17 protein-coding genes are annotated in these 19,615 nt (G+C 69.8%); 14 read left to right on the top strand and 3 right to left on the bottom strand.

Annotated elements, in window-relative coordinates; genetic code table 11:
- The first annotated feature begins 173 nt into the window (after positions 1-173).
- Complete coding sequence (locus VKH46_02975; protein HKB69777.1) at positions 174-2,624, top strand: heavy metal translocating P-type ATPase; 2,451 nt, start codon at positions 174-176, stop codon at positions 2,622-2,624.
- On the opposite strand, the gene VKH46_02970 is transcribed toward VKH46_02975, so the two are convergent.
- Positions 2,596-3,354 (bottom strand): sulfite exporter TauE/SafE family protein, encoded by a 759-nt coding sequence (locus VKH46_02970; protein ID HKB69776.1) that lies wholly within the window; start codon positions 3,352-3,354, stop codon positions 2,596-2,598. The two genes, VKH46_02975 and VKH46_02970, sit on opposite strands and share 29 nt — an antisense overlap.
- Before the next feature lie 49 nt (positions 3,355-3,403).
- Here VKH46_02970 and VKH46_02965 point away from each other — a divergent pair, with 49 nt between their 5' ends.
- The 4 genes from VKH46_02965 to VKH46_02950 all read left to right on the top strand — a co-directional run bounded on the left by VKH46_02965 (position 3,404) and on the right by VKH46_02950 (position 6,567).
- Complete coding sequence (locus VKH46_02965; GenBank protein HKB69775.1) at positions 3,404-3,553, top strand: hypothetical protein; 150 nt, start codon at positions 3,404-3,406, stop codon at positions 3,551-3,553.
- Positions 3,554-3,563: 10 nt separating this feature from the next.
- A complete protein-coding gene (locus tag VKH46_02960; GenBank protein HKB69774.1) occupies positions 3,564-4,082 on the top strand; it encodes a cytochrome C oxidase subunit II in 519 nt (172 codons plus the stop codon).
- Positions 4,079-5,716: a cbb3-type cytochrome c oxidase subunit I gene (locus VKH46_02955; GenBank protein ID HKB69773.1), complete on the top strand. Its 1,638-nt coding sequence runs from the start codon at positions 4,079-4,081 to the stop codon at positions 5,714-5,716. Before VKH46_02960 ends, VKH46_02955 begins: the two co-directional genes overlap by 4 nt.
- Before the next feature lie 161 nt (positions 5,717-5,877).
- Positions 5,878-6,567, top strand: coding sequence for a c-type cytochrome (locus VKH46_02950; protein ID HKB69772.1), 690 nt, complete (start codon positions 5,878-5,880; stop codon positions 6,565-6,567).
- A gap of 10 nt (positions 6,568-6,577) precedes the next feature.
- Here the strand turns inward: VKH46_02950 and VKH46_02945 are convergent, their stop codons facing one another.
- Together VKH46_02945 and VKH46_02940 are read right to left on the bottom strand one after the other, a co-directional pair.
- On the bottom strand, positions 6,578-7,078 hold the full coding sequence (locus tag VKH46_02945) for an OsmC family protein (protein ID HKB69771.1): 501 nt from the start codon (positions 7,076-7,078) through the stop codon (positions 6,578-6,580).
- A 2-nt stretch (positions 7,079-7,080) separates the two neighbouring features.
- Positions 7,081-7,992 carry a hypothetical protein gene (locus tag VKH46_02940; protein HKB69770.1) on the bottom strand — a complete coding sequence of 304 codons (912 nt, stop codon included), beginning with the start codon at positions 7,990-7,992 and terminating at the stop codon, positions 7,081-7,083.
- Between the two features lie 200 nt (positions 7,993-8,192).
- On the opposite strand from VKH46_02940, the gene VKH46_02935 reads away from it, so the two are divergent.
- The 9 genes from VKH46_02935 (at position 8,193) to tsaA (ending at position 19,313) form a co-directional block, all read left to right on the top strand.
- Complete coding sequence (locus tag VKH46_02935) at positions 8,193-9,749, top strand: PLP-dependent aminotransferase family protein (GenBank protein ID HKB69769.1); 1,557 nt, start codon at positions 8,193-8,195, stop codon at positions 9,747-9,749.
- Positions 9,750-9,885: 136 nt separating this feature from the next.
- On the top strand, positions 9,886-10,737 hold the full coding sequence (locus tag VKH46_02930) for a sigma-70 family RNA polymerase sigma factor (protein HKB69768.1): 852 nt from the start codon (positions 9,886-9,888) through the stop codon (positions 10,735-10,737).
- 10 nt (positions 10,738-10,747) lie between these two features.
- Positions 10,748-14,206 carry a CHAT domain-containing protein gene (locus tag VKH46_02925; protein ID HKB69767.1) on the top strand — a complete coding sequence of 1,153 codons (3,459 nt, stop codon included), beginning with the start codon at positions 10,748-10,750 and terminating at the stop codon, positions 14,204-14,206.
- Positions 14,170-15,060, top strand: a complete 891-nt coding sequence (locus VKH46_02920; GenBank protein HKB69766.1) for a hypothetical protein — start codon at positions 14,170-14,172, stop codon at positions 15,058-15,060. The genes VKH46_02925 and VKH46_02920 overlap by 37 nt, the downstream gene beginning before the upstream one ends.
- Before the next feature lie 192 nt (positions 15,061-15,252).
- Complete coding sequence (locus VKH46_02915; protein ID HKB69765.1) at positions 15,253-15,870, top strand: hypothetical protein; 618 nt, start codon at positions 15,253-15,255, stop codon at positions 15,868-15,870.
- A gap of 7 nt (positions 15,871-15,877) precedes the next feature.
- On the top strand, positions 15,878-17,230 hold the full coding sequence (locus VKH46_02910) for an EAL domain-containing protein (protein HKB69764.1): 1,353 nt from the start codon (positions 15,878-15,880) through the stop codon (positions 17,228-17,230).
- A 142-nt stretch (positions 17,231-17,372) separates the two neighbouring features.
- Positions 17,373-17,840 carry a nuclear transport factor 2 family protein gene (locus VKH46_02905; GenBank protein ID HKB69763.1) on the top strand — a complete coding sequence of 156 codons (468 nt, stop codon included), beginning with the start codon at positions 17,373-17,375 and terminating at the stop codon, positions 17,838-17,840.
- A gap of 5 nt (positions 17,841-17,845) precedes the next feature.
- On the top strand, positions 17,846-18,790 hold the full coding sequence (locus tag VKH46_02900; GenBank protein ID HKB69762.1) for a phytanoyl-CoA dioxygenase family protein: 945 nt from the start codon (positions 17,846-17,848) through the stop codon (positions 18,788-18,790).
- Between the two features lie 58 nt (positions 18,791-18,848).
- Positions 18,849-19,313, top strand: coding sequence for a tRNA (N6-threonylcarbamoyladenosine(37)-N6)-methyltransferase TrmO (tsaA, locus tag VKH46_02895; GenBank protein HKB69761.1), 465 nt, complete (start codon positions 18,849-18,851; stop codon positions 19,311-19,313).
- Positions 19,314-19,615: the final 302 nt, after the last annotated feature.

The raw sequence follows: 19,615 nt of genomic DNA, 5'->3' as shown, positions 1-19,615 counted from the left end.
TCGCAACATCATGAAAGGGCTCCTGGCGCGGAGTGTACATTGCTAATATCATCCTCGATGGCCTTCCCTCGCCGATTCTCGGGGCCCAAAACCCTTTTCTTCGCGGCCGTGATCGCGGCCGTGCTCGCGGGTTTCGCGCTCCAGATGGCGCGCGGCGTCTGCCCGGTTCCGTGATGGAGGGCGCGGCGCGCGCGGACGCTCCGGACACGGCCGCGGGCTGCTTCCACTGCGGGCTCGCCGTTCCGGCAGGCGGGCGATGGCGCGGAGAGGTCCTCGGGAGGATGTGCGAGTTCTGCTGCGGCGGTTGTCTCGCGATCGCGGAGGCGATCGGCGGCGGCGGTCTCGCCGACTACTACCGATTGCGGACGGTCTCCGCGCCGACGGCGGGGTCCGGCGATGCCGTCGACGACGACCGCTTCTTCGATCGGGAGGATCTCCAGGAGACGTTCGTGCGCCGCGTGGGGCCGCATCGCGAGGCCTCGCTCTTCATCGAGGGGGTGCGCTGTCCCGCGTGCCTGTGGCTGAACGAACGCCGTCTGCAGGCCGTGCCGGGGGTCGTCGAAGCGGTCGTGCCGTACGCCGGGACGACGGCGCGCGTGCGGTGGGACCCGTCCCGCGTCGCGCTCGGGGCGATCCTCGCGGCCGTCCGGGAGATCGGCTACGAGGCGCGGCCGATCGACGCTCGCCACCGGGAAGGGCTGTCGGAGGAAGCGGCGCGGCGCGACGCGGCGAGCCTCGTGTTCGCCGGAGTCGTCGGGATGATGGTCATGAACCTGGCGCTCGCCGCCTACTTCATGGGAGTCCCGGACGGCGCCGGGCGGATGCCGCTCTGGGAGTCGTTCGGCCGCTGGGCCGGCCTCGGGGCGTCCGCGCTCCTGCTGGCGTACCCGGGCCGGGAGTTCTTCGCCGGCGCCTGGCGCGACCTCCGCTCCCGGCGCGCCGGGATGGACGTCCCGATCGCGATCGGGCTCCTCGCGGCGTGGGTCGGCGGCGCCGCGGCGACGGTCGCGGGACGAGGCCCCGTCTATTTCGACGCGATCGCGATGCTCGTCTTCTTCGTCCTGCTCGCGCGCGCGTTCGAGACGCGGGCGCGCCTTCGCGCCGCCGCCGTGCTCGACCGGTTCGCCGTGATCCGGCCCGCGCGCGCGAGGCGCGTCGACGCGGCGGGGGAAGTCGAGACGGCCGCGCTCGACCTCGCGGCGGGCGACGTGATCCGCGTGTTCCCCGGCGAGGTCGTCGCCGCCGACGCCGTCCTGCTCGAAGGGACGTCCGCCTTCGACGAGTCGGTCGTCACGGGCGAGCCCGCGCCGCGCCGGCGCGCTCCCGGCGACGCCGTCGTCGCCGGCAGTGCGAATCTCGACCAGCCGGTCCTCGCACGGGTCACGCGCGCCGGCAGCGACTCGACGCTCGGAGAGATCCACCGGCTGCTCGAGCGCGGCCTCGCTTCCCGGCCTCCGTCGGCGCGGATGGCGGACCTCCTCGCCGCGGGGCTCGTCGCCGTCGTCCTCGTTCTCGCCGCGGCCGCGGCGGCGTTCTGGGCTTTTCGGGATCCATCACGGTCGCTTGCGGCGGCCGTCGCGGTCCTCATCGTGACGTGCCCCTGCGCGCTCGCGCTCGCGACACCGCTCGCCCTCGCGGTCACGGCGGGAAGGCTCCTCCGGGAGGGGGTGCTCCCCGCGCGGATGGCGGCGGTCGAGGAGCTCGCGGCCGCGGACACCGCGGTCTTCGACAAGACGGGAACGCTCACGGGGCCGGCGCTCGTTCTCGAGAGCGTCTCTCTCGCCGGAGGCCTCGGCCGCGCGGAGGCGCTCGGGATCGCGGCGGCCCTCGAAGCGGGCTCTTCGCATCCGGCGGGGCGCGCGCTGCGCGCGTCGGCGCGGGCTGCGCCCGTCGTCCCGTGCGGCGTCGAGCGCCATCCGGGGATGGGTGTTGCCGGCACCCTCGAGGGAACGCGCTGGCGGCTCGGATCGCCGGAGCTCGCCTTTCCGGAAGGGTGCGGCGCGTTCGACTCCGAGATCGCCGCCGCCCGCGCGCGCGGCCGGGTGGTCGCGTGTCTGACGGACGGCGCAAGCCGCTTCGCCCTCTTCGTGCTCGCCGAGGAGCTTCGTCCGGGCGCCGAGACCCTCGTCGCACAGCTCCGCCGCGCCGGCATCCGTCGAACGGTCCTGCTCTCGGGCGACGCGCCGGAGCCGGTCGCGAGGATCGCCCGTGCCCTGGGTTTCGACGAATGGCGGGCGGGGATGCGGCCGGCGGACAAGCTCTCCTGGGCGACCGGCCGGCGCGGCTCGGCGCCGCTCCTCTTCGTCGGCGACGGGTTGAACGACGCGCCGGCGCTGGCCGCCTGTGGAACGTCGGTCTCCTTCGAGGAGGCGCCCGCGCTCTCCCGTCTGACGAGCGACTTCGTGATCCTCGGCGGCAGCCTCGCCCCGCTCGCCGCGGCGCGGCGCCTGGCCCGGCGGTGCCGCCGCGTCCTCGTCCAGAACGTCGCCTGGGCGCTGGCCTACAACGCTCTTTTCGTTCCCCTCGCGGCGGCGGGGCTCCTCCCGCCGTGGGAGGCCGCGCTCGGGATGTCGGCGAGCTCGGTCGTCGTCGTCCTCAATTCGCTGCGGCTCGCGCGCGGCTGACCGGGACGGTCATCCGGTGGAGGCCGTGCCCGAGATGCTCGCGCACCTGCGGGATCCGGGCGAACCCGATCAGCCCGAGCAGGACGACGAAGACTCCGGCGGCGAGCCGCACGCGAGGCCGGCGCGTGAGCCGGCGGAGCTTTTCCGCAGCGAGGCCGGCGGCGAGGAGGTTCGGGAGCGTGCCGAGACCGAATGCGCCCATCACGGCGGCGCCCCGCGCGCCGCTCCCGGAGACCGCCGCCGTCGCGAGCACGCCGTAGACGAGGCCGCAGGGGATCCAGCCCCACGCGAGGCCGACCGCGAACGCCCGGAGCGGACTCTCCGCCGGGGACAGGCGGGCTCCCGCGCGGACGAGGGCGCGCCAGAGCACCGCGCCTCCCTTTTCGAGGAAGGCGACGGTGTTTCCGGCGCCCGCCAGGTACAGGCCGAGCAGGACGATCATGGTGTTCGCCGCGAGAAGCAGCACGAGGCGCGCGGAGAGCGCCCGGCCGTAGAGGAGGCCCAGGCTTCCGACGCTTCCGGCAATCGCGCCGGCGATCGTGTAGCTCGCGATCCTTCCCCCGCTGTAGCCGAGCTGCCGCAGGATGCCGCGCGGCGGGCGGCGGGCGGGAAGGCCGCCGGCGGAGATCGGCCGGACGTTGAACGCCGCGACGAGCCCGCCGCACATCACCGCGCAATGGACGCCGCCGGCGAGCCCGACGAGAAACGCGGTGACGGCCATCTCGGGCATATCCCCGCGTATAATCGCGCAAACCACTCCGGAAACGCACGGAGGATTCATGGAGCGTGACCGATCGGACGAGCAAGAGATCCTCGCGCAGGCTCCGAGAGGGACCTTCGCGCTGATGCTCATCGTCGGGTTCCTGCTCTTCGCCGGCTGGGCCGCTCTCTACTTCGGCCGCTTCCTCGCCGACGGCCCGGTGCGCTGAAAGGGCAACGGTGCACGTTCACCGGCTCGAGAAGCGCTGGGCGGCGATCGCGGTTCTCCTCGTCGCGGTGATGATCGGCATCGTCGTCTACACGGCGGTCGCCATGGGCATCCACCCTCCGAGCAACGTCGAGACGATCGACTCGACCCGGCTGCACCTGACGCCCGAGTTCGCGGAGGACCATCTCGGCGTGCGCCGGGAGAAGGACGGCACCGTCGTCGCCCGCCTCGTCATGGCGCGCTTTCACGTCGTGCCGCAGGAGCTCACGCTGCCGGCCGGAACGCCGATCGTCATCCGCGCCGCGAGCGCCGACGTGCTGCACGGCCTGCACGTCGCCGGCACGAACATCGGCACCCAGGTCGTCCCCGGCTACGTCTCGGAGGTGCGCACGACGATCGACTTCGATTCGGTCGCGAAGGCCGGGGTGCGCAATCCCGACGGCAGCGTGACGGTCCCGCTCTTCTGCAACGAATACTGCGGCCTCGGACACCAGTCGATGTGGGCCCGCGTGCGGGTGACGCCCCGATGAGCGCCGCGGCGGCTCCCGGCGCGCGCCGGCCGGCGGGTCTGGCGCTCGCGAACTTCTGGGTCGGGTTCGGCCTCTTCGCGATCGCCGCGATCCTCGGCCTGTACCAGCTCCTCGAGCGCAGCGGCCATCTCCCGGCGTCGGCCTCGGCCTACTACGAGTCGACGACGCTCCACGGCGTCGTCATGGCGTACGTCCTCACGACGTTCTTCATCGTCGGCTTCGGCTTCTTCGTGACCGCGACGGCGCTCGGCCGGCCCCTCCGCGCTCCGCGGATCGCGTGGGCGGGATTCGCGACGATGCTCTTCGGCACGCTCGTCGCGGCGTTCTCGATCGTCTCCGGCAAGGCGACGATCCTCTACACTTTTTATCCGCCGCAGCTCGCGCACTGGAGCTTCTACGCCGGCGCCGCGCTCCTCCTCGTCGGCTCGATCCCCTGGATCGTGATCACGATGCTCATGACGCGCGACTGGAAGCGCGAGAATCCGGGACGGCCGGTCCCGCTCGCGCAGTTCGGGATGACGGCCTGCGCGCTCCTCTGGGCATGGACGCTGGTGGGCGTCGTCGCCGAGGTCGTGTTCCAGCTCCTTCCCGCTTCGCTCGGGCTCGCCTCCACGATCGACGTCGGTCTCGCCCGGGCGCTCTTCGCGTGGACGCTTCACCCGATCGTGTACTTCTGGCTGATCCCCGCCTACGTCACGCTGTACACGATCGTCCCGAAGGCGGCGGGCGGATACCTCTTCTCCGACGAGATGGGGCGGGTCGTCTTCGTGATGCTCCTCGTGTTCTCCCTTCCGATCGGCCTGCACCACATCTTCGTCGACCCGCAGCAGGCCGCCGGATGGAAGCTCATGCACGCGTTCGGGACCTTCCTCGTCGCCGTCCCGACGCTCCTGACGGGGTTCACGGTCGCCGCGTCTCTCGAAACCGCCGGGCGGCTCCGCGGAGGCCGCGGGCTCTTCGGCTGGATCCGCGCGCTGCCCTGGGGAGAGCCGGTCGTTCTCGGCGGGATCCTCGCGGCGATCCTGCTCCTTCCGGGAGGGTTCGGGGGACTCGTCAACGCCTCCTACGCGATGGACGCGATGGTCCACAACACGATGTGGATCACCGCGCACTTCCACCTGATCTTCGGCGGCACGGTCGTGATCATGTATTTCGCGAGCGCCTACGCGCTCTGGCCGAAGCTGACCGGGCGGCGCCTCTTCTCGCGGAGGATGGCGAACGTCCAGCTCTGGACGTGGTTCGCCGGCATCCTCACGCTGACCGTCCCCTGGCATTACCTCGGGCTCCTCTGGATGCCCCGCCGCACCGCGTACTCCCCGTACGACCCGGGGATCGTCGCGCGGTGGAGGCCGTGGGAGAGCGTGATGATCGCGGGGGGCGTCCTGCTCGTCGTCTCGGGTCTCCTCCTCGTCGGGAACCTCCTTTTGACGCACTTGGTCCGGCAACGGGTGGCAGACCGCGAGCCCGCATACGCGGAAACGGCCGTGCCGCTCGTCTCGGTTCCGCCCCTCTTAAACGGGTTCGCGCTCTGGAACGGGCTCGTGGCGGTGCTGATGCTCCTCGCGTGGGCGTATCCGATCGGGCAGTTCTTCTTCATGAACGTCCACAAGTCGCTCCCGTGGGGGCCGAAATGAGAATGCCGCCGCGCCGATGCAGTGAGCCGGCCGGTCGCCGGACGTCCCCGCCGCCCTGCGACATCCGTTTTTTCTCTTGTCATTCCCGCGAACGCGGGAATCCAGACCCTGGGTCCCCGCTTTCGCGGGGACGACCGCTTCGAGCGGCAGCGGCTGTGGCCGTGGCCTGTCTGACGGCGGCCCTGGCCTTCGCGGCGCCGTCGTCGCCCGTCGCGTGGACGCTCGAGACCGTGCGGGCCGTTGCGAAAGGGGATCCGGCGCGGGGCAAGACTCTCAACAAGGACTGCGTGGACTGCCACGGTGAAGCCGGTGTCATCGACACTCCGGACGTGCCGAACCTCGCGGGCCAGTCGCCGCTCTACCTGTACAAGCAGCTTCGCGACTACAAGGCGAACACCCGCGCGAGCTCGATGATGAACGACGCCGTCGCCTCCCTTTCCGAGCGGGACATGGCCGACCTCGCCGCTTTCTACGCGTCGCTCAGGCCTGCGCCGCTTTCCGCGGCGGCCGCGGCCCACGCGCCCGCGGCAGTCCCCGGCCGGGCCGAGGCGAAGACGCTCGCGTCCGTGGGAGACGGTGTTCGGATGATCGTCGCCTGCGATGCCTGCCACGGCGAGCGGGGCGCGGGGAACCCGGGCTTTTACGGGATGCCGAGCCTGCGCGGACAGAAGTACGACGATCTCAAGTTCGAGCTGGTTTCGTTCCGGTCGGGCGAGCGCGCCAACGACGTTTACCGGGTGATGCGCGACCCCGCGCGCGCGCTCACCGGCGCGGAGATCGACGGGCTCGCGTCGTACTACTCGGGGATGCCGGTCAAGGCGACGCCGACGGTACCTTCGCCGAAACCGTAACGCCGGCGCGTCACGCCGTCTCCTTCGTCGCCGTCGGGGAGACCTCGATCGCCGGCTCGCAGGTCACCGGAAACCCGACGGAGCTCGCGATGAAGCAGAGCCGGTGCGCCTTCTCGTGGAGAGCCCGCGCGAGCGCCGGGTCGCCGCCGGAGATCGTCACGCGCGGCCGGAGCACGACCGCCGTGAAGGCCCCGCCGCCCTCCTCGGTCTCGCGCATCTGCCCGGCCGGTCCGTCCTCGTAGGCGGTGACGGAGATTCCGGAGACGGCGCAGAGGTGCAGGTACGAAAGCATGTGGCAGGAGGAAAGCGCCGCGACGAGGAGCTCCTCGGGGTTCCACCGCGCCGCGTCTCCGCGGAACGCGGGATCCGACGAGCCGGCGATCCCGGGCTTTCCCGCGGCCGAGATCTCGTGATTCCTCGAATACGCGCGGTACGACGACGTGCCGGAGCCGAGATCTCCGGTCCAGGAAACCGTCGTCTCGTACCGGTGGGTCTTTCCGTGCGGTTCCATCCTCAACCCTCGCGCACCGCGACCGTTTCGCGCCGGCCGGCGCGCTCCTCCTGCGCCGCCCGGGCGATCGCCGCGGCGAGGCGCCGCCCCGCGTCCGGCGCGAACGAGAGGAAGAGCGACGGCTCGAACATCTCGAGCTCCATGACGAGCAGCCGCCCGCTCGACTCGATCGCGTCGACGCGGGCATACAGCCACGGGAAGTCGACCGCGCCGAGCGCGCGCCGCGCGTCCGCGACGAGCGCGCGGGGAGCGGGGCCGGGATCGACCATTCCGCCGAGGTGCTCCTGGACGCGGAAGTCGCCCCGCGCCGGGCGCTTGCGAACCGCGTGGCTAAACGCACCGTCGATGAACACGAACGACCACTCTCCCGCCGTTTCGATCTCGGGCAGATACCGCTGCACGAGCGTGTCTCCGGAGGCGAGCCGCGTTTCCAGTTGAGGGGCGAAGTCGTCTGCGTCCCCGCGGCCGATCACGACGGTCCGGTCCGCGCCGGCCGAGACGGCCGGCTTGACGACCGCGCGTTCCCACCCCTCCTCCTCGAAGATCCGGGCGAGATCCGCCGTATCGCCCGCGCGGAGGAATCGGGTCGGCACGATCGGGATCCCTTTCGCCTCGACCTCGGCGAGATAGAACTTGTGCGCGTTCCAGCGCAGGAGCGGAGCCGGGTTCCAGAGGGCCGATCCCTCCGCTTCGCGCGCCGCGATCCAGCGCCCGAAGTCGGCGAGTCGCCGGTGGTAATCCCACGTCGAACGGATCACGAGGAGGTCGAATCGCGTCCAGGAGACGGAGGGGTCGTCCCAGATCTCCGGCGATGCGGCGATCCCGAACCGGGCGAGCTCCGCGACGAGCGGCCGGTCGTCTTCCGTGAGATCCGGAAGCTCGCGGCAGGTGACCAGGGCGGCGCGCTTCAGCATCCGCACACGACCAGCGACGCGGACTTCGACATCGGCCCCTCCTTTCCTCGAGACCGAGTGTACGCGTAGAATGGTGCCATCATGAGGACCGTTTTCATGACGATGGTGGGACCAATTTCCGGAGGACGCCGATCGGAGCTCCCTCACCCGCGCGGCTTCGCCCCCGGCCCTCTCCCGCGGGGAGAGGGATCGGGAGAGCCGTGAAGCGCGCGGGCGGGCGTCTCGTCGTCCCCGTCGCCGATCGCGTTCCGCCGGGGACGCCGCTCCGCGCGCAGATCTACCGCGAGCTGCGCGGCGCGATTCTCGACGGCCGGCTGAGGCCGGGGGAGCGCCTCCCGTCCACGCGGATGCTCTCGGCGGAGATGAGCGTCTCGCGGAACACTACCGAGGGTGCCTACGAGCAGCTCGTCGCGGAAGGGTATCTCTCGCGGCGGATCGGCGCCGGGACGTTCGTCGCGTCGTGCCTTCCCGCCCGGCCGCTCGGCGCCGCTCGCGCGGCCCGCCGCGCGCCTGCGGTCCCGACGCGCGGCCTCTCGGCGCGCGGCCGCGCTCTCGCCCGATGCCTCACCTGCAGCGACCCGCAGTCGGTGCGGGCGTTCGGCGCCGGGTTCGCCGCGCTCGACGAGTTTCCGGCCGCCCTCTGGCGCCGGCTCACCGCCCGGCGTCTTCGCGCGTCGGACCCGTCGCTCCTCGGCTACGGCGATCCCGCCGGATATCCGCCTCTGCGCGAGGCGATCTCGCGCTACCTCTCCGAATCGCGCGGCGTGCGCTGCCGGCCGGAAGACGTCATCGTTCTCACGAGCTCGCTCCAGGCGATCAGCCTCGCCGCGCGGATGGTCCTCGATCCGGACGACGCGGTGTGGATCGAGAACCCGTTCTTCCCCGGCGCGTTCTCGGCGCTCGAGGCGGCGCATGCGCGGCTGCACGCGATCCCGGTCGACGGCGACGGATTGCGCGTCGACGAAGGGGAGCGGACCGCGGACGGCGCCCGCCTGGCGTACGTCACGCCTTCGCACCAGTACCCGACCGGCGTGACGATGTCGCTCGAGCGGCGCCTCGCGCTCCTCGAGTGGGCCCGGCGATCGAACGCGTGGATCCTCGAGGACGACTACGACAGCGAGTTCCGGTACGAGGGAAGGCCGATCGCCGCGATCCACGGCCTCGACCGCGCCGGGCGCGTCATCTACATGGGGACGTTCACGAAATCGCTATTCCCGTCGATCCGCGTGGCGTACATGGTCGTGCCTCCGTCGCTCGCCGCCCCGTTCGTCCACGCGCGCCGCCAGATCGACGGACACACGGCCACGATTCCCCAGGCGGTGATCGCCGACTTCATGAACGAGGGCCATTTCGCGGCGCACCTGCGGCGCATGCGGGCGGTCTACCGCTCCCGCCGCGACGCGCTCGTGGAGACGCTCGACCGCGAGCTCCGGGGCCGCGTGCGCGTCGGACCCGCGGAGGGAGGTTTCCAGCTCCTGGTCCGCCTGGATCCGGGCGAGAACGACCGCGAGGTCGCGCGGCGCGCGGCGGCGCACGGGATCGAGGCCACGCCGCTGTCGCGCTACACGCACGGGAGCGCGGAGCCCGCGCTCGTCCTCGGTTACTCGGCTCTCGCGACCGACGCGATCCGAGCGGGCGTGCGCGGACTCGCGCGGGTGCTGCACGCCCGCCGCCGCGGGAGCGCGTCCGCCGTCGGCGCGGGAGGCCCGTCGCGGCCGGGGGTCCCGACGGGAAATGCCGCCGCGATCCGCGGTTAGGAGGTCCTTGGGTCCTTCGGAGGACGACGGCCGCGATGGGCTCGCCATGGCGGGTATCCGGAATCGAGACGGCGATGGCCCGATCGGTCGAGTGCTAGAATCGTTTCCAAACCGAAAGCGAGGCCCCGAAAAACGCATGTCGGACGCGCCGTCGATCGACGCTGCGGGAATTGCGCTCCCTTCCGGCGCGGATTCGCCGCACGCGGAGCGCTTCTTCCTTTCGCAGCTTCCGACGATCGATCGGATCATCGCGTTCGTTTGCCGCCGGAACCGGCTTTCCGGCGCCGAAGCGGACGACGTCCGGTCCCTCATCCATCTCAAGCTGATCGAGAACGATTACGAGATCCTGCGCCGCTTTCGCGGTCAGAGCACTCTGCGCACATATTTGACGGTCGTGATCCAGCGCCGATTCCTCGACTATCGGATCTCCGAATGGGGCAAATGGCGGCCGTCGGCCGAGGCGCGCCGGCTCGGACCGATCGCGATCGAGCTCGAGCGCCTGACGGTTCGGGACGGCTTGAGCCGCGACGAGGCGATCGAGAGTCTTTCCACGCGGGGCGGAGACCCGCCGTCGCGAGAGGCGCTTCTCGAAACCTGCCGCCGGCTGCCGAATCGCGCGCGGAGACGCTTCGTCGGAGACGAGAGCGCGCAGGAAGTCCCCGCCGCGGACGACGTCGAGCGCGACGTCTTCCACCGGCAGCTCGCGCCCTCGGGACGGAAGGCGGGGATCGCGCTCCGTGAAGCGCTCGCGGAGCTGCCGGCCGAGGATCGTCTGATTCTCAAGATGCGCTTCGAAGGAGGCTCGACCGTCGCGGAGGTCGCCGCGGCGCTGCGCCTGGCTCAAAAGCCGCTCTATCGGCGCATCGAAGGGATCCTCGGCTCGCTCCGGCGCCGCCTGGAGGCCGCCGGACTCAACGCCTCGGAAGTCTCGGATTTCCTGGGAACGCTCGATTCCGGTCCGTCTCTTCAGACGGGATCGGGAGGGTAGGAGAAGTCTGTTGGTCGACGAAAATCCCCATTTCCCGATCCGCGGAGGATGTCCGGAGCCGGAGGCGATCGCGGCGTACGTGGACGGCCGCCTTTCGGGCCCGGACAAAGCGGATATCGAAACGCATCTGGCCTCGTGCGACGACTGCTTCACGGTCTTCTCCGAGACGGCGCGTTCGGAGGCCGAGCTCGGGAAGGCCGACGCCGCGGCAGCCGTCGTTCGCCCGCGGTTCGGGCGCCGATGGATCGTTCTCGCGGCCGCGGCCGCGCTCGTCGCGGCGGCGATTCCGCTGGCGACGTTTCTGCGCGCCCGCCGCCGGGTGCCCCCGGACGTTGCCGAGCTCGTCGCCGCCGTCGGCGCCGAGCGTCCCTTCGAGCCGCGGCTGACGGGGGGCTTCGCGTACGGGCCGATGGCGCCGCGCTATCGCTCGGCGAAGCCCCTTTCCGAGTCCGAGTCGTGGGAGGTCCTTGCCGCGGCCGCGAAGATTCGCCAGAGGGACGATCAGCACTCGACCCCGGCGACCCTCGATGCTCTCGGCGCGGCGAACCTCGTGCTCGGCAAATACGACGACGCCGTCTCCAACCTCGAGGAGGCTACCCTCGAGGAGCCGAAAAACGCGCGCTATCTGACCGACCTCTCCGCCGCTTACCTGGTTCGCGCCGGGGAGAAGGACCGCGCCGACGACTATCCGAAGGCGCTCGAGGCCGCTCAGAAGGCGACGGAGCTCGATCCGTCGATCCTCGAAGCCTGGTTCAACCGCGCGCTCGCGCTCGACGAGCTCCCCTTGAAGAGCGAAGCGGCGAAGGCCTGGCGCGACTATCTCGCGCGGGACTCCCGATCGGGCTGGGCCGACGAAGCGCGCCGGCGGCTGGCCGCGATCGAGGCGATACCCAACCACGCCGAGGAATGGAAAAAGGCGAAGGCGAGATTGCTTGCGGCCGCGACGGCGGGCGATGCGAAGGCGATTCGAGCCATCGTCCCCGACTATTGCCAGGAAACGAGGGAGATGGTGGAGGAAGAGCTCCTCCCCGCGTGGGCCGAGGCGGAATCGAGCGGAAATAAGGATCTTGCGGATCGGCAACAGCTCGCGGCGACGCGACTGGCCGTCGAGCAATCGAAATCCTCCGGCGACAGGATCCTGCTCGACTCTCTCGACGTCGTCTCGTCGACGCGGCGTCCGCGGGAACGGATGTCGATGGCCAGGGGGCTCCTTCGATATCGTGACTGCCAGGATTTTCGCAGGAAAGGCGACATCGATCGCTCTTTGGCGGCCTGCCAGGAGGCGGCCGGGTTACTCACCGCGATCGATCATCCTCTCGGCCTGAAAGCCGGACTGGAGGCGGCCCTCGACCTCGCCGATGCCGGCCGCCTGGCTTCGGTGAAGGGGATTCTCGATGACGTGGCGCGTCGCGCACGTGACCGTGGTTATCCGTCCCTCGAGGGGCCCAGCCGGTGGGAGATGGGGCTTCTTCAACTTCAGAAACAAAACTACGCCGTGGCTCTCGACGATTTCAAGGCGGCCCGACGCATCCTGGAAATGGCGAAGGAGCATGACCACACGGCGAGGCTGGATGGCCTGTTCGGAAACTCCTATTTTTGCCTCGGGAATCACCGAGAGGCCTGGCGCACGGTTCGCGGGCTCTTGAGATTCATCGACTATCTGGATGCGGAGCATCGTCACAACTATCTCGTCAGCCCGGCGATCTACTTTCGGGATTCGATGCCGAACGTGGCGCTCGCATTCCTGCGCGAGGCGCGCGACCGGGGAGATTCGGGCGTGTCGCCGGTGTCCGTCGTCGAAGGAGATCTCGTCACGGCGTTGGCCGAGAACCGGCAGGGGCACGATCGCGAGGCGCAGCGCCTCCTGTCCCGAGCGGAGGCGCTGATCCCGAGTGTCGCGTCTCCAGCCTTGTCCCGGATTTTGAGGGGCGAGTTCCTCACCTATTCGGGCGAGGCCGAGGCGACGACCGACGCCGCGCGAGCCCGGGAGTCGCTGAAGGCGGCAATTGATTTCGCCCGGAAAGCGGAGCAGACGGATCTCCTTCCGCAGATCTTTCTGGCTCTCGGGCGCGCGAACGTCGGTCTTCGGGACACGGGGGAAGCGAAAGCGAGCTTCGAGTCCGGCATCGACGAATTCGAGCGTTTCCGAAGGAGCCAGGGAGAGGCCCGTGTGTCCTACTTCGACGGATCCTGGGATTTGTTCTCGGAGATCATTCGTCTGGAAGTCCAAGAAAAGAGCGACCCGGTCAGCGGTCTCGATTACGCGGAGCGTGCGCGGGGTCGAGATCTGCTCGACGCCGGAGGCCTTCTCCGCGAACCGCGAGCGCGGCCGCTGGGAGCGCTCGAAATAGCCGCTCGGCTTCCCCGGAGGGTGGCGCTCATCTATTACTGCGTTCTCGACGACTCGCTCTTCGAATGGGTGGTTCGCGAGGGGCAGGTTCGGTTCGTGCGGGTCCCGGTCACGAGCGAGCGCTTGACGACTCTTTCCGGCCGGTACCGCCGGCGCCTTCTCGAGGCGGGCGTCTCCCGGCTCCCGCGGGAGACGATTTCTCGCGATCTTCACGACGTCCTGATCCGTCCGCTGTTGCCGTACGTTTCGAGCGGCGACTCGCTCGTCTTTCTGCCCGATGGAATCCTGCATTCGATACCGTTCGCCGCACTGGAAGACTCGCGAACCCACCGGTATCTCGTCGAAGATCATGCCGTCTCGATCGCTCCGAGCGGCACCGTCTTCCTGCGAGCCTGCCAACGAGGTCGAGCGTTTTCGAAGGAAAGGGAGCTGGCGGCCCTCTTCGTGGGAGGCGCCCGTGTCGATCCGGAGTCCGCGGCGGATCTTCCCGGCCTTCCGCAATCCGTCCGGGAGGTCGAGGAAGCGAGCGCAAACTACCGGCACGCGACGATCCTCGCGGGCGAGGAGGCCACGCCCAGCCGATTCCGCGAGGCCGGCCGGCGGAGCGCGATCATCCATTTCGCGGGTCACGCGATCGCCGACGCCGACTACCCGGATCTCTCCCGACTGGTCATGGCCCGGGGGCGCGATGGCTCCCCGGGCGATCTGTTCGCGCGAGAGATCTACGGGATCGAGCTCCCCCGGACCCGACTCGTCGTCCTCTCGGCCTGCGGAGCGGCCAACGGGCCGATTTCTCGCGGGGAGGGGCCGATGTCGCTCGCGAGGCCGTTCCTCGCGGCCGGAGTGCCCGATGTGGTGGCCTCACTCTGGCGCGCGGACGACGGCGCTTCGCGCCGCCTCCTCGTGGAATTCCACCGGGGAATCGGCAGGGGCGAATCCCCGGCGGAATCCCTCAGGGAAGCGCAGCTCGCGCTCTTGAAGGACGGGGATCCCGCCCTTTCCCGGCCGGGAGCCTGGGCGGGCTTCCAGGTGCTCGGCGCGGTATTCGAGCCGCTTCCGAAAGATGAGAATGGAGGTCATCCATGGCAACGCCACTCGAAGTCGTCTTCACCGGTTTGATCGCGATGGTCCATCCGGCCGGTTGGAGCCCGGGAACGCCGGCGGAGCATTTCTCCGCGATTCTGCTCGATACGTCGTATTCGAACCAGTTTTCGAAACCGGTGGGCCAGCAGCGCCAACTGGAGAAACATCATCCGCGGATGACCGTTCCCATTCGACTCGGAACGATGAACAACGCCGCCGTCACGGCTTCGTGGGACGACAACTTTCCTCCGCTCGAGATCGTCACGATCCCGGGCTCGGAAGTCCAGTACGCCACCTGGGATCTCTCGGGAAAGTCGGTGTCTATCGAAGGGGCTTCCGGCGCGATGAGCACGACCGGGCTGGACAAGCTCCTGTCCCTGTCGCACATCCAGTCCGGATGGTCGGACAAAGTGTTCGGCGGTTATTCCCAGGCGGTCCCCGCGCCGCAGCCCGGTGAACGAGCGACGCCCGTCAACGCGGTCGTCCATATCAACGGCGGCACGTTGACCACGAGCGATCGAAACAAGTTCGAAGTCAGAGCTGCGGATGACACCCCCGTCATCAAAGGGGAGCCGATGGCGACGGCCGTCGCATGGAGCATGAACGTCGAGGAGCCCGTCATCCACGTGCGGTCCCTCGACGGAAGCCAACCGTTCGACATCAAGTTCTCCGGCGGCGGGCAGGACATCCGGATCGCGATCTACAACGTCTGTCACTGCAACGTGCGCGAATCGAGCGGGACGTTGCATCACGTTCGGGCAATCTACGACCTGCTGCCGAAAGAAGATCGGCCCGCTCAAGCGCTCCGGCTGGTTCCCGACCAGAACTTCATCGTGACCATGCCCGGGCCGCTGACGCGCTGCTCGCCGATCGCGTTGTTTTCCGAATAGCGCGCTCGAGCGCGGGTCGGACGCGTCCTCCGTCGGGCGGCCTTCGGGCCGCCCCTCTTGCCTTCGTGACGCCTCCTGCGTCGGGGGAGCACGGCGTGCTCGCTCTCCTCGAAAGGGGCTTTTTCGAAGTTTTTTCCCCGGGAATCCTCTCCTCCCGTCCGTCTCTTCCTCCAGAAACCGGAGGATCGCCCAATGGAAGAGCAGGCTCAGTCCCCGGCCTGGGACGTGCGGATCGCCCAGACCCGCGAGGAGCGGGACCGGGTGTTTCGGTTCCGTTATGACAGCCACATCGCGGAATATGGCCGATGGCCGACCATGGGCAGCCGCGATCGGAAGATCCTCCGGGAGGTCGCCGACGAGGGGGCGACCTTGCTGTACGTCGAATGGGAGCGGCGAATCGTCGCGGCCCTGCGCCTTCAGCTCGGGCCGATCCCGCCGGACCTGCGCGCCGGGCTGCAGGCGTCGCGCTTTCGGAAGGTTTCGCGGGACCTCGCGGTGGCCGACCAGATCGGTGTCGCGCGCGCGCTGCGCCGGACGACGGTTCTCGCCCATCTGCTCCACCGCGCCGAGGTCCTCGCGCACGTCGGAGGAGCGGTGCTGCTCTTCTGCCACGTCCGCGAGGAGCAGACCCATTTCTTCTCTTCGTTGGGATTCCAGGGCTATGCGCCTCCCTTCGTCCTCGTCGAACAGGGGATCCGGTGTCCGCTCGTGAAGGCGGTCGGCGGGCCGGCCTCGGAGGCCTGGCTCGCCGGCGAGCTCTCGGAATCTTCGCCGGTCGATCGCGAAAGCGCGTCGGCCCGCCGCTCCTGAGCTGCCGATGGTCGAGGACAGGGAGTCCAGCGGGGAAGCCGGTCCCGTCCCGATCGAGGAGGCGCGCGCCCGGATTCATCACCTGGCCTACCACGACGCGCTGACCGGGCTGGCGAACCGGCCGCTGCTCCAGGATCGCCTCGAGATCGCGCTCGCGCGAAGCCGAAGGCAGGGCGACCTCGTCGGGGTGCTCTTCCTGGACCTCGACGGATTCAAGCGGATCAACGACCGGGCCGGGCATGGCGGGGGGGACGTCCTCCTGCGCGAGGTCGCCACGCGCCTCTCGCGGCTCGTGCGGGAAGGGGACACGGTCGCGCGCATCGGAGGGGACGAGTTCGTGATCCTCGCCTCCGACATCGCGCGTGCGGGCGACGTGCTTCCCGTCGCGGAGAAGATCCTTTCGGCCATCCGGGTGCCGTTCACGGTCGACGCGCGGGAGCTGTTCGTCACCGGCAGCATCGGGATCGCGCTCGGCCCGGCGGACGGGATCGACGGCGACGTCCTGGTCAGGAACGCCGACGTCGCGATGTACCGGGCCAAGGAGCAGGGGCGCGATCGCTGCGAGCTCTTCACGCCGGCCCTCGGCGACCGCGCGGCCAGCCGACGCGAAATGGAGTCGGAGCTGCGGCGGCTGGTGGAACGCGGAGAGATCGGCCTGGCGTTCCAGCCGGTCATCAACCTGGCGACCGGCCGGATCGCCGGGATCGAGGCCTTCGCGCGATGGAGCGAGAGCGGCCGGGGGACGGTCTCTCCCGCCGAATTCATCCCGCTCGCGGAGGAAACGGGGCTGACCGCGCCTCTGGGCCGCCAGATCCTGAGAAAAGCCTGTGCCCGGTCATCCGGCTGGCGCGGACCGGGAGGGGTTCGGCCGAGACTCTCGGTCAACGTCTCACCCGCGCAGCTGCGCAATCCCGCGTTCGTTCCGGAGCTGGCGTCGATCCTCGAGGAAACGGAATGTCCTCCGAGCGCTCTCCTCCTCGAAATCTCCGAACGCGCGGCCGCCGAGCGCCTGGCGGGATGCCTCGAGGCGATGCGGGAGATCCGGCGGCTCGGCGTGGGCGTGGCGCTGGACGATTTCGGGGGCGGGGGATCTTCGCTCGAGGCGCTCCGCCGGTTCGAGTTCGACGCGGTGAAGATCGACCCTTCGCTGCTCCGCGACGTTCCCCGGGAGCCGCGCGACGCGGCGATCGCGAGGGCCGTCCTTCGCCTCGGCCATCAGCTCGGCTTCTGCTCGATCGCCGAGGGCGTTGAGCGTCAGGAGCAGCTGGAATTCCTGCGATATCACCGTTGCCTTCAGGCCCAGGGCTATCTCTTCGCGGCGCCCGGCCCGGCCGAGATCGTCGATTCGCTCCTCGCTTGAAAGGCGGCACGAGGCCGCTCCGGCGGACGATGAGCCCGCCGTTCCGAGCGACCGGCCGCCCCGCCCCGGCGCTTGTCCGAAAGCGCGCTTCCGGAGGAGCCTCCGACCCGGTAAGCTTTTCCCGCTTCATGAGGAGGTCTCCATGCGAATCGGTTCCTTGATTCCCTTCGCGGCGTTCGCCCTCGCCGCCGCGGTCCCGGGCCGGTCGAGCGGTTCGACGCCCGAGGAGGACGCGAAGGCCGTCGCCGCGCTCGACACCGAATACCAGGCCGCCGTCGAGCGAAACGACGCCGACACGATGGCCCGGATACTCGCCGACGACATGGTGCTCGTCATCGGAAAGGGCGCCGTGTACACGAAGGCGGACCTGCTGAAGTCCGCGCGCGACAGGGACGCGATCTACGAGAAGCAGGTCGAGATCGACGGCTCGCAGAAGGTCCGCGTGTGGGGCCACACGGCCGTCGTCACGGCGAAGCTCTGGCTCAAGGGAAAGCAGGGCGGCCAGTCGTTCGACCGCAAGCTCTGGTTCTCGGACACGTACGTGCGGACGAAGGACGGCTGGAAGTACGTGTTCGGCCAGTCGTCGATCGCGCTGCCGCAGGAGCCCTGATCGGGATGGGCCTCACGCCCGAGGAAGTCCGGTCCTTTCGCGAGCGCGGTCATCTCGCCCCCGTTCCGGTGCTGTCGCCCTCCGAAGCCGCGGCGGCCCGGGCCGAGCTCGAAACGCTCCTCGGAGCGACGGGAGGGATGGCCGCCCCGGCGGCGCGCCACAAGCCGCACCTCTACGCGAAGTGGGTCAGCGACCTGGTTCGACATCCCCGGGTGCTCGATCCCGTCGAGTCCCTCATCGGACGCGAGGTTCTCGTCTGGCGTTCCGTGTTCTTCGTCAAGGCCGGCCGCACGCCGGGTTTCGTGGCCTGGCACCAGGATTCCTCCTACTGGGGCCTCGCTCCGGAGGACGGCGTCGTCACGGCCTGGATCGCCTTGACCGAGAGCACGGTCGAGAACGGTTGCCTGCGCGTCGTCGACGGCTCCCACCGGGGACCCGACGTGCCCCACGCGATCCGGTTCGGCGGAGACAACCTGCTCGTTCGCGGCCAGTCCGCGGCGGTGGACATTCCCGAAGACCGGGTGCGGCACGTCGAGCTCGCCCCCGGGGAGATGTCGCTGCATCACGTTCGGCTCCTGCACGGATCGGGTCCGAACGCGTCGGCGAACCTTCGCGTCGGCCTCGCGGTCCGCTACATCGCGACGGGCGTATCCCGCCGGGGACGGCGACAGTCGGCGACCCTCGTCCGCGGCGAGGACAGGTTCGGTCACTTCGATCTCGAGGCGGCGCCGCGCTTCGACGGAGACCCGGCGGCTCTCGCATGGCATCGAAGATCCCGGCGCCGCTATGCGGCGGAGCTTCTCCGGGAATCCCTGCGGAAGCCGACCCGGGCGAATCTCCGAAGCGCGGCGCGGCTCGCCGCGCATCCGGCCCGCCTCTTCCGAGCCGTCCGGTCGCTCTGGCATTCCGAGCCCGCCGGGGCCTCGCCGGGAGGGAAGAAGGGGGATTGATGCCGCCGGGCCGGACGGGCCGTTGCGTTCCACCCTCTCACGGGCGTCAAATGCAGTCATGCGTTCGATGCGCTCGATCGGCTTCGTCCGCGGACCGTACCGCGACACGTCCGAGATCCCGAAGGGACCGGGCGCCAGGCACGAGGCCGAGGGCGTGCTCGAGATCGACCGGGACCTCGAGGCGGGTCTCACCGACGTCGAAGGCTTCTCGCATCTCTATGTGATCTGGGTCTTCGACCGGTCGGAAAGCGTCGAGCTCCTCGGAACGCCGCCGACCGACGACCGTCCGCACGGGGTTTTCGCGACGCGCTCGCCATACCGGCCCAACCCGATCGGCCTGACCGTCGTTCAACTCCTCCGCCGCGACGGCAACCGGCTTCACGTGAAAGGGATCGACATGCTCGATGGCACGCCGATCCTCGACATCAAGCCGTACCTTTCGAGCATCCCCCCGGAGAAGTTGAAGCGCGGCTGGATGGAAGAGGCCGAGCGGCGGCGGGCGCGCGGTCCGTCCCGCCCCTGAGCCGTCGGACCGTGATTACCGCCCATAGTGTATAATATAGAAGTGACCCCGACTCGGGCGTCTACTCCCTCTCCCCGCGGGAGAGGGCAAGCGAAGCGCGGGTGAGGGAGCCCGGTCGGCCCCCGCGCGACGGAACTAAATCTAGGTAGATCAACGAGATTGCCGAGGGCGGCCTGGGCCCTTGTCCCCGGTTCGGGCCTCCGCCGATGTACATCTTAGGGGATTGTGTCCGTGGAGGACGAAAGCGAGCGGCCGGTGGCCGTCTCGATGATCGTGTCTCGTTGGTCCGGATGGACGGAAGG

Source organism: Thermoanaerobaculia bacterium, assembly GCA_035260525.1.
Lineage (GTDB): Bacteria > Acidobacteriota > Thermoanaerobaculia > UBA5066 > DATFVB01 > DATFVB01.
This window is presented reverse-complemented; position numbering and strand designations above follow the sequence as displayed.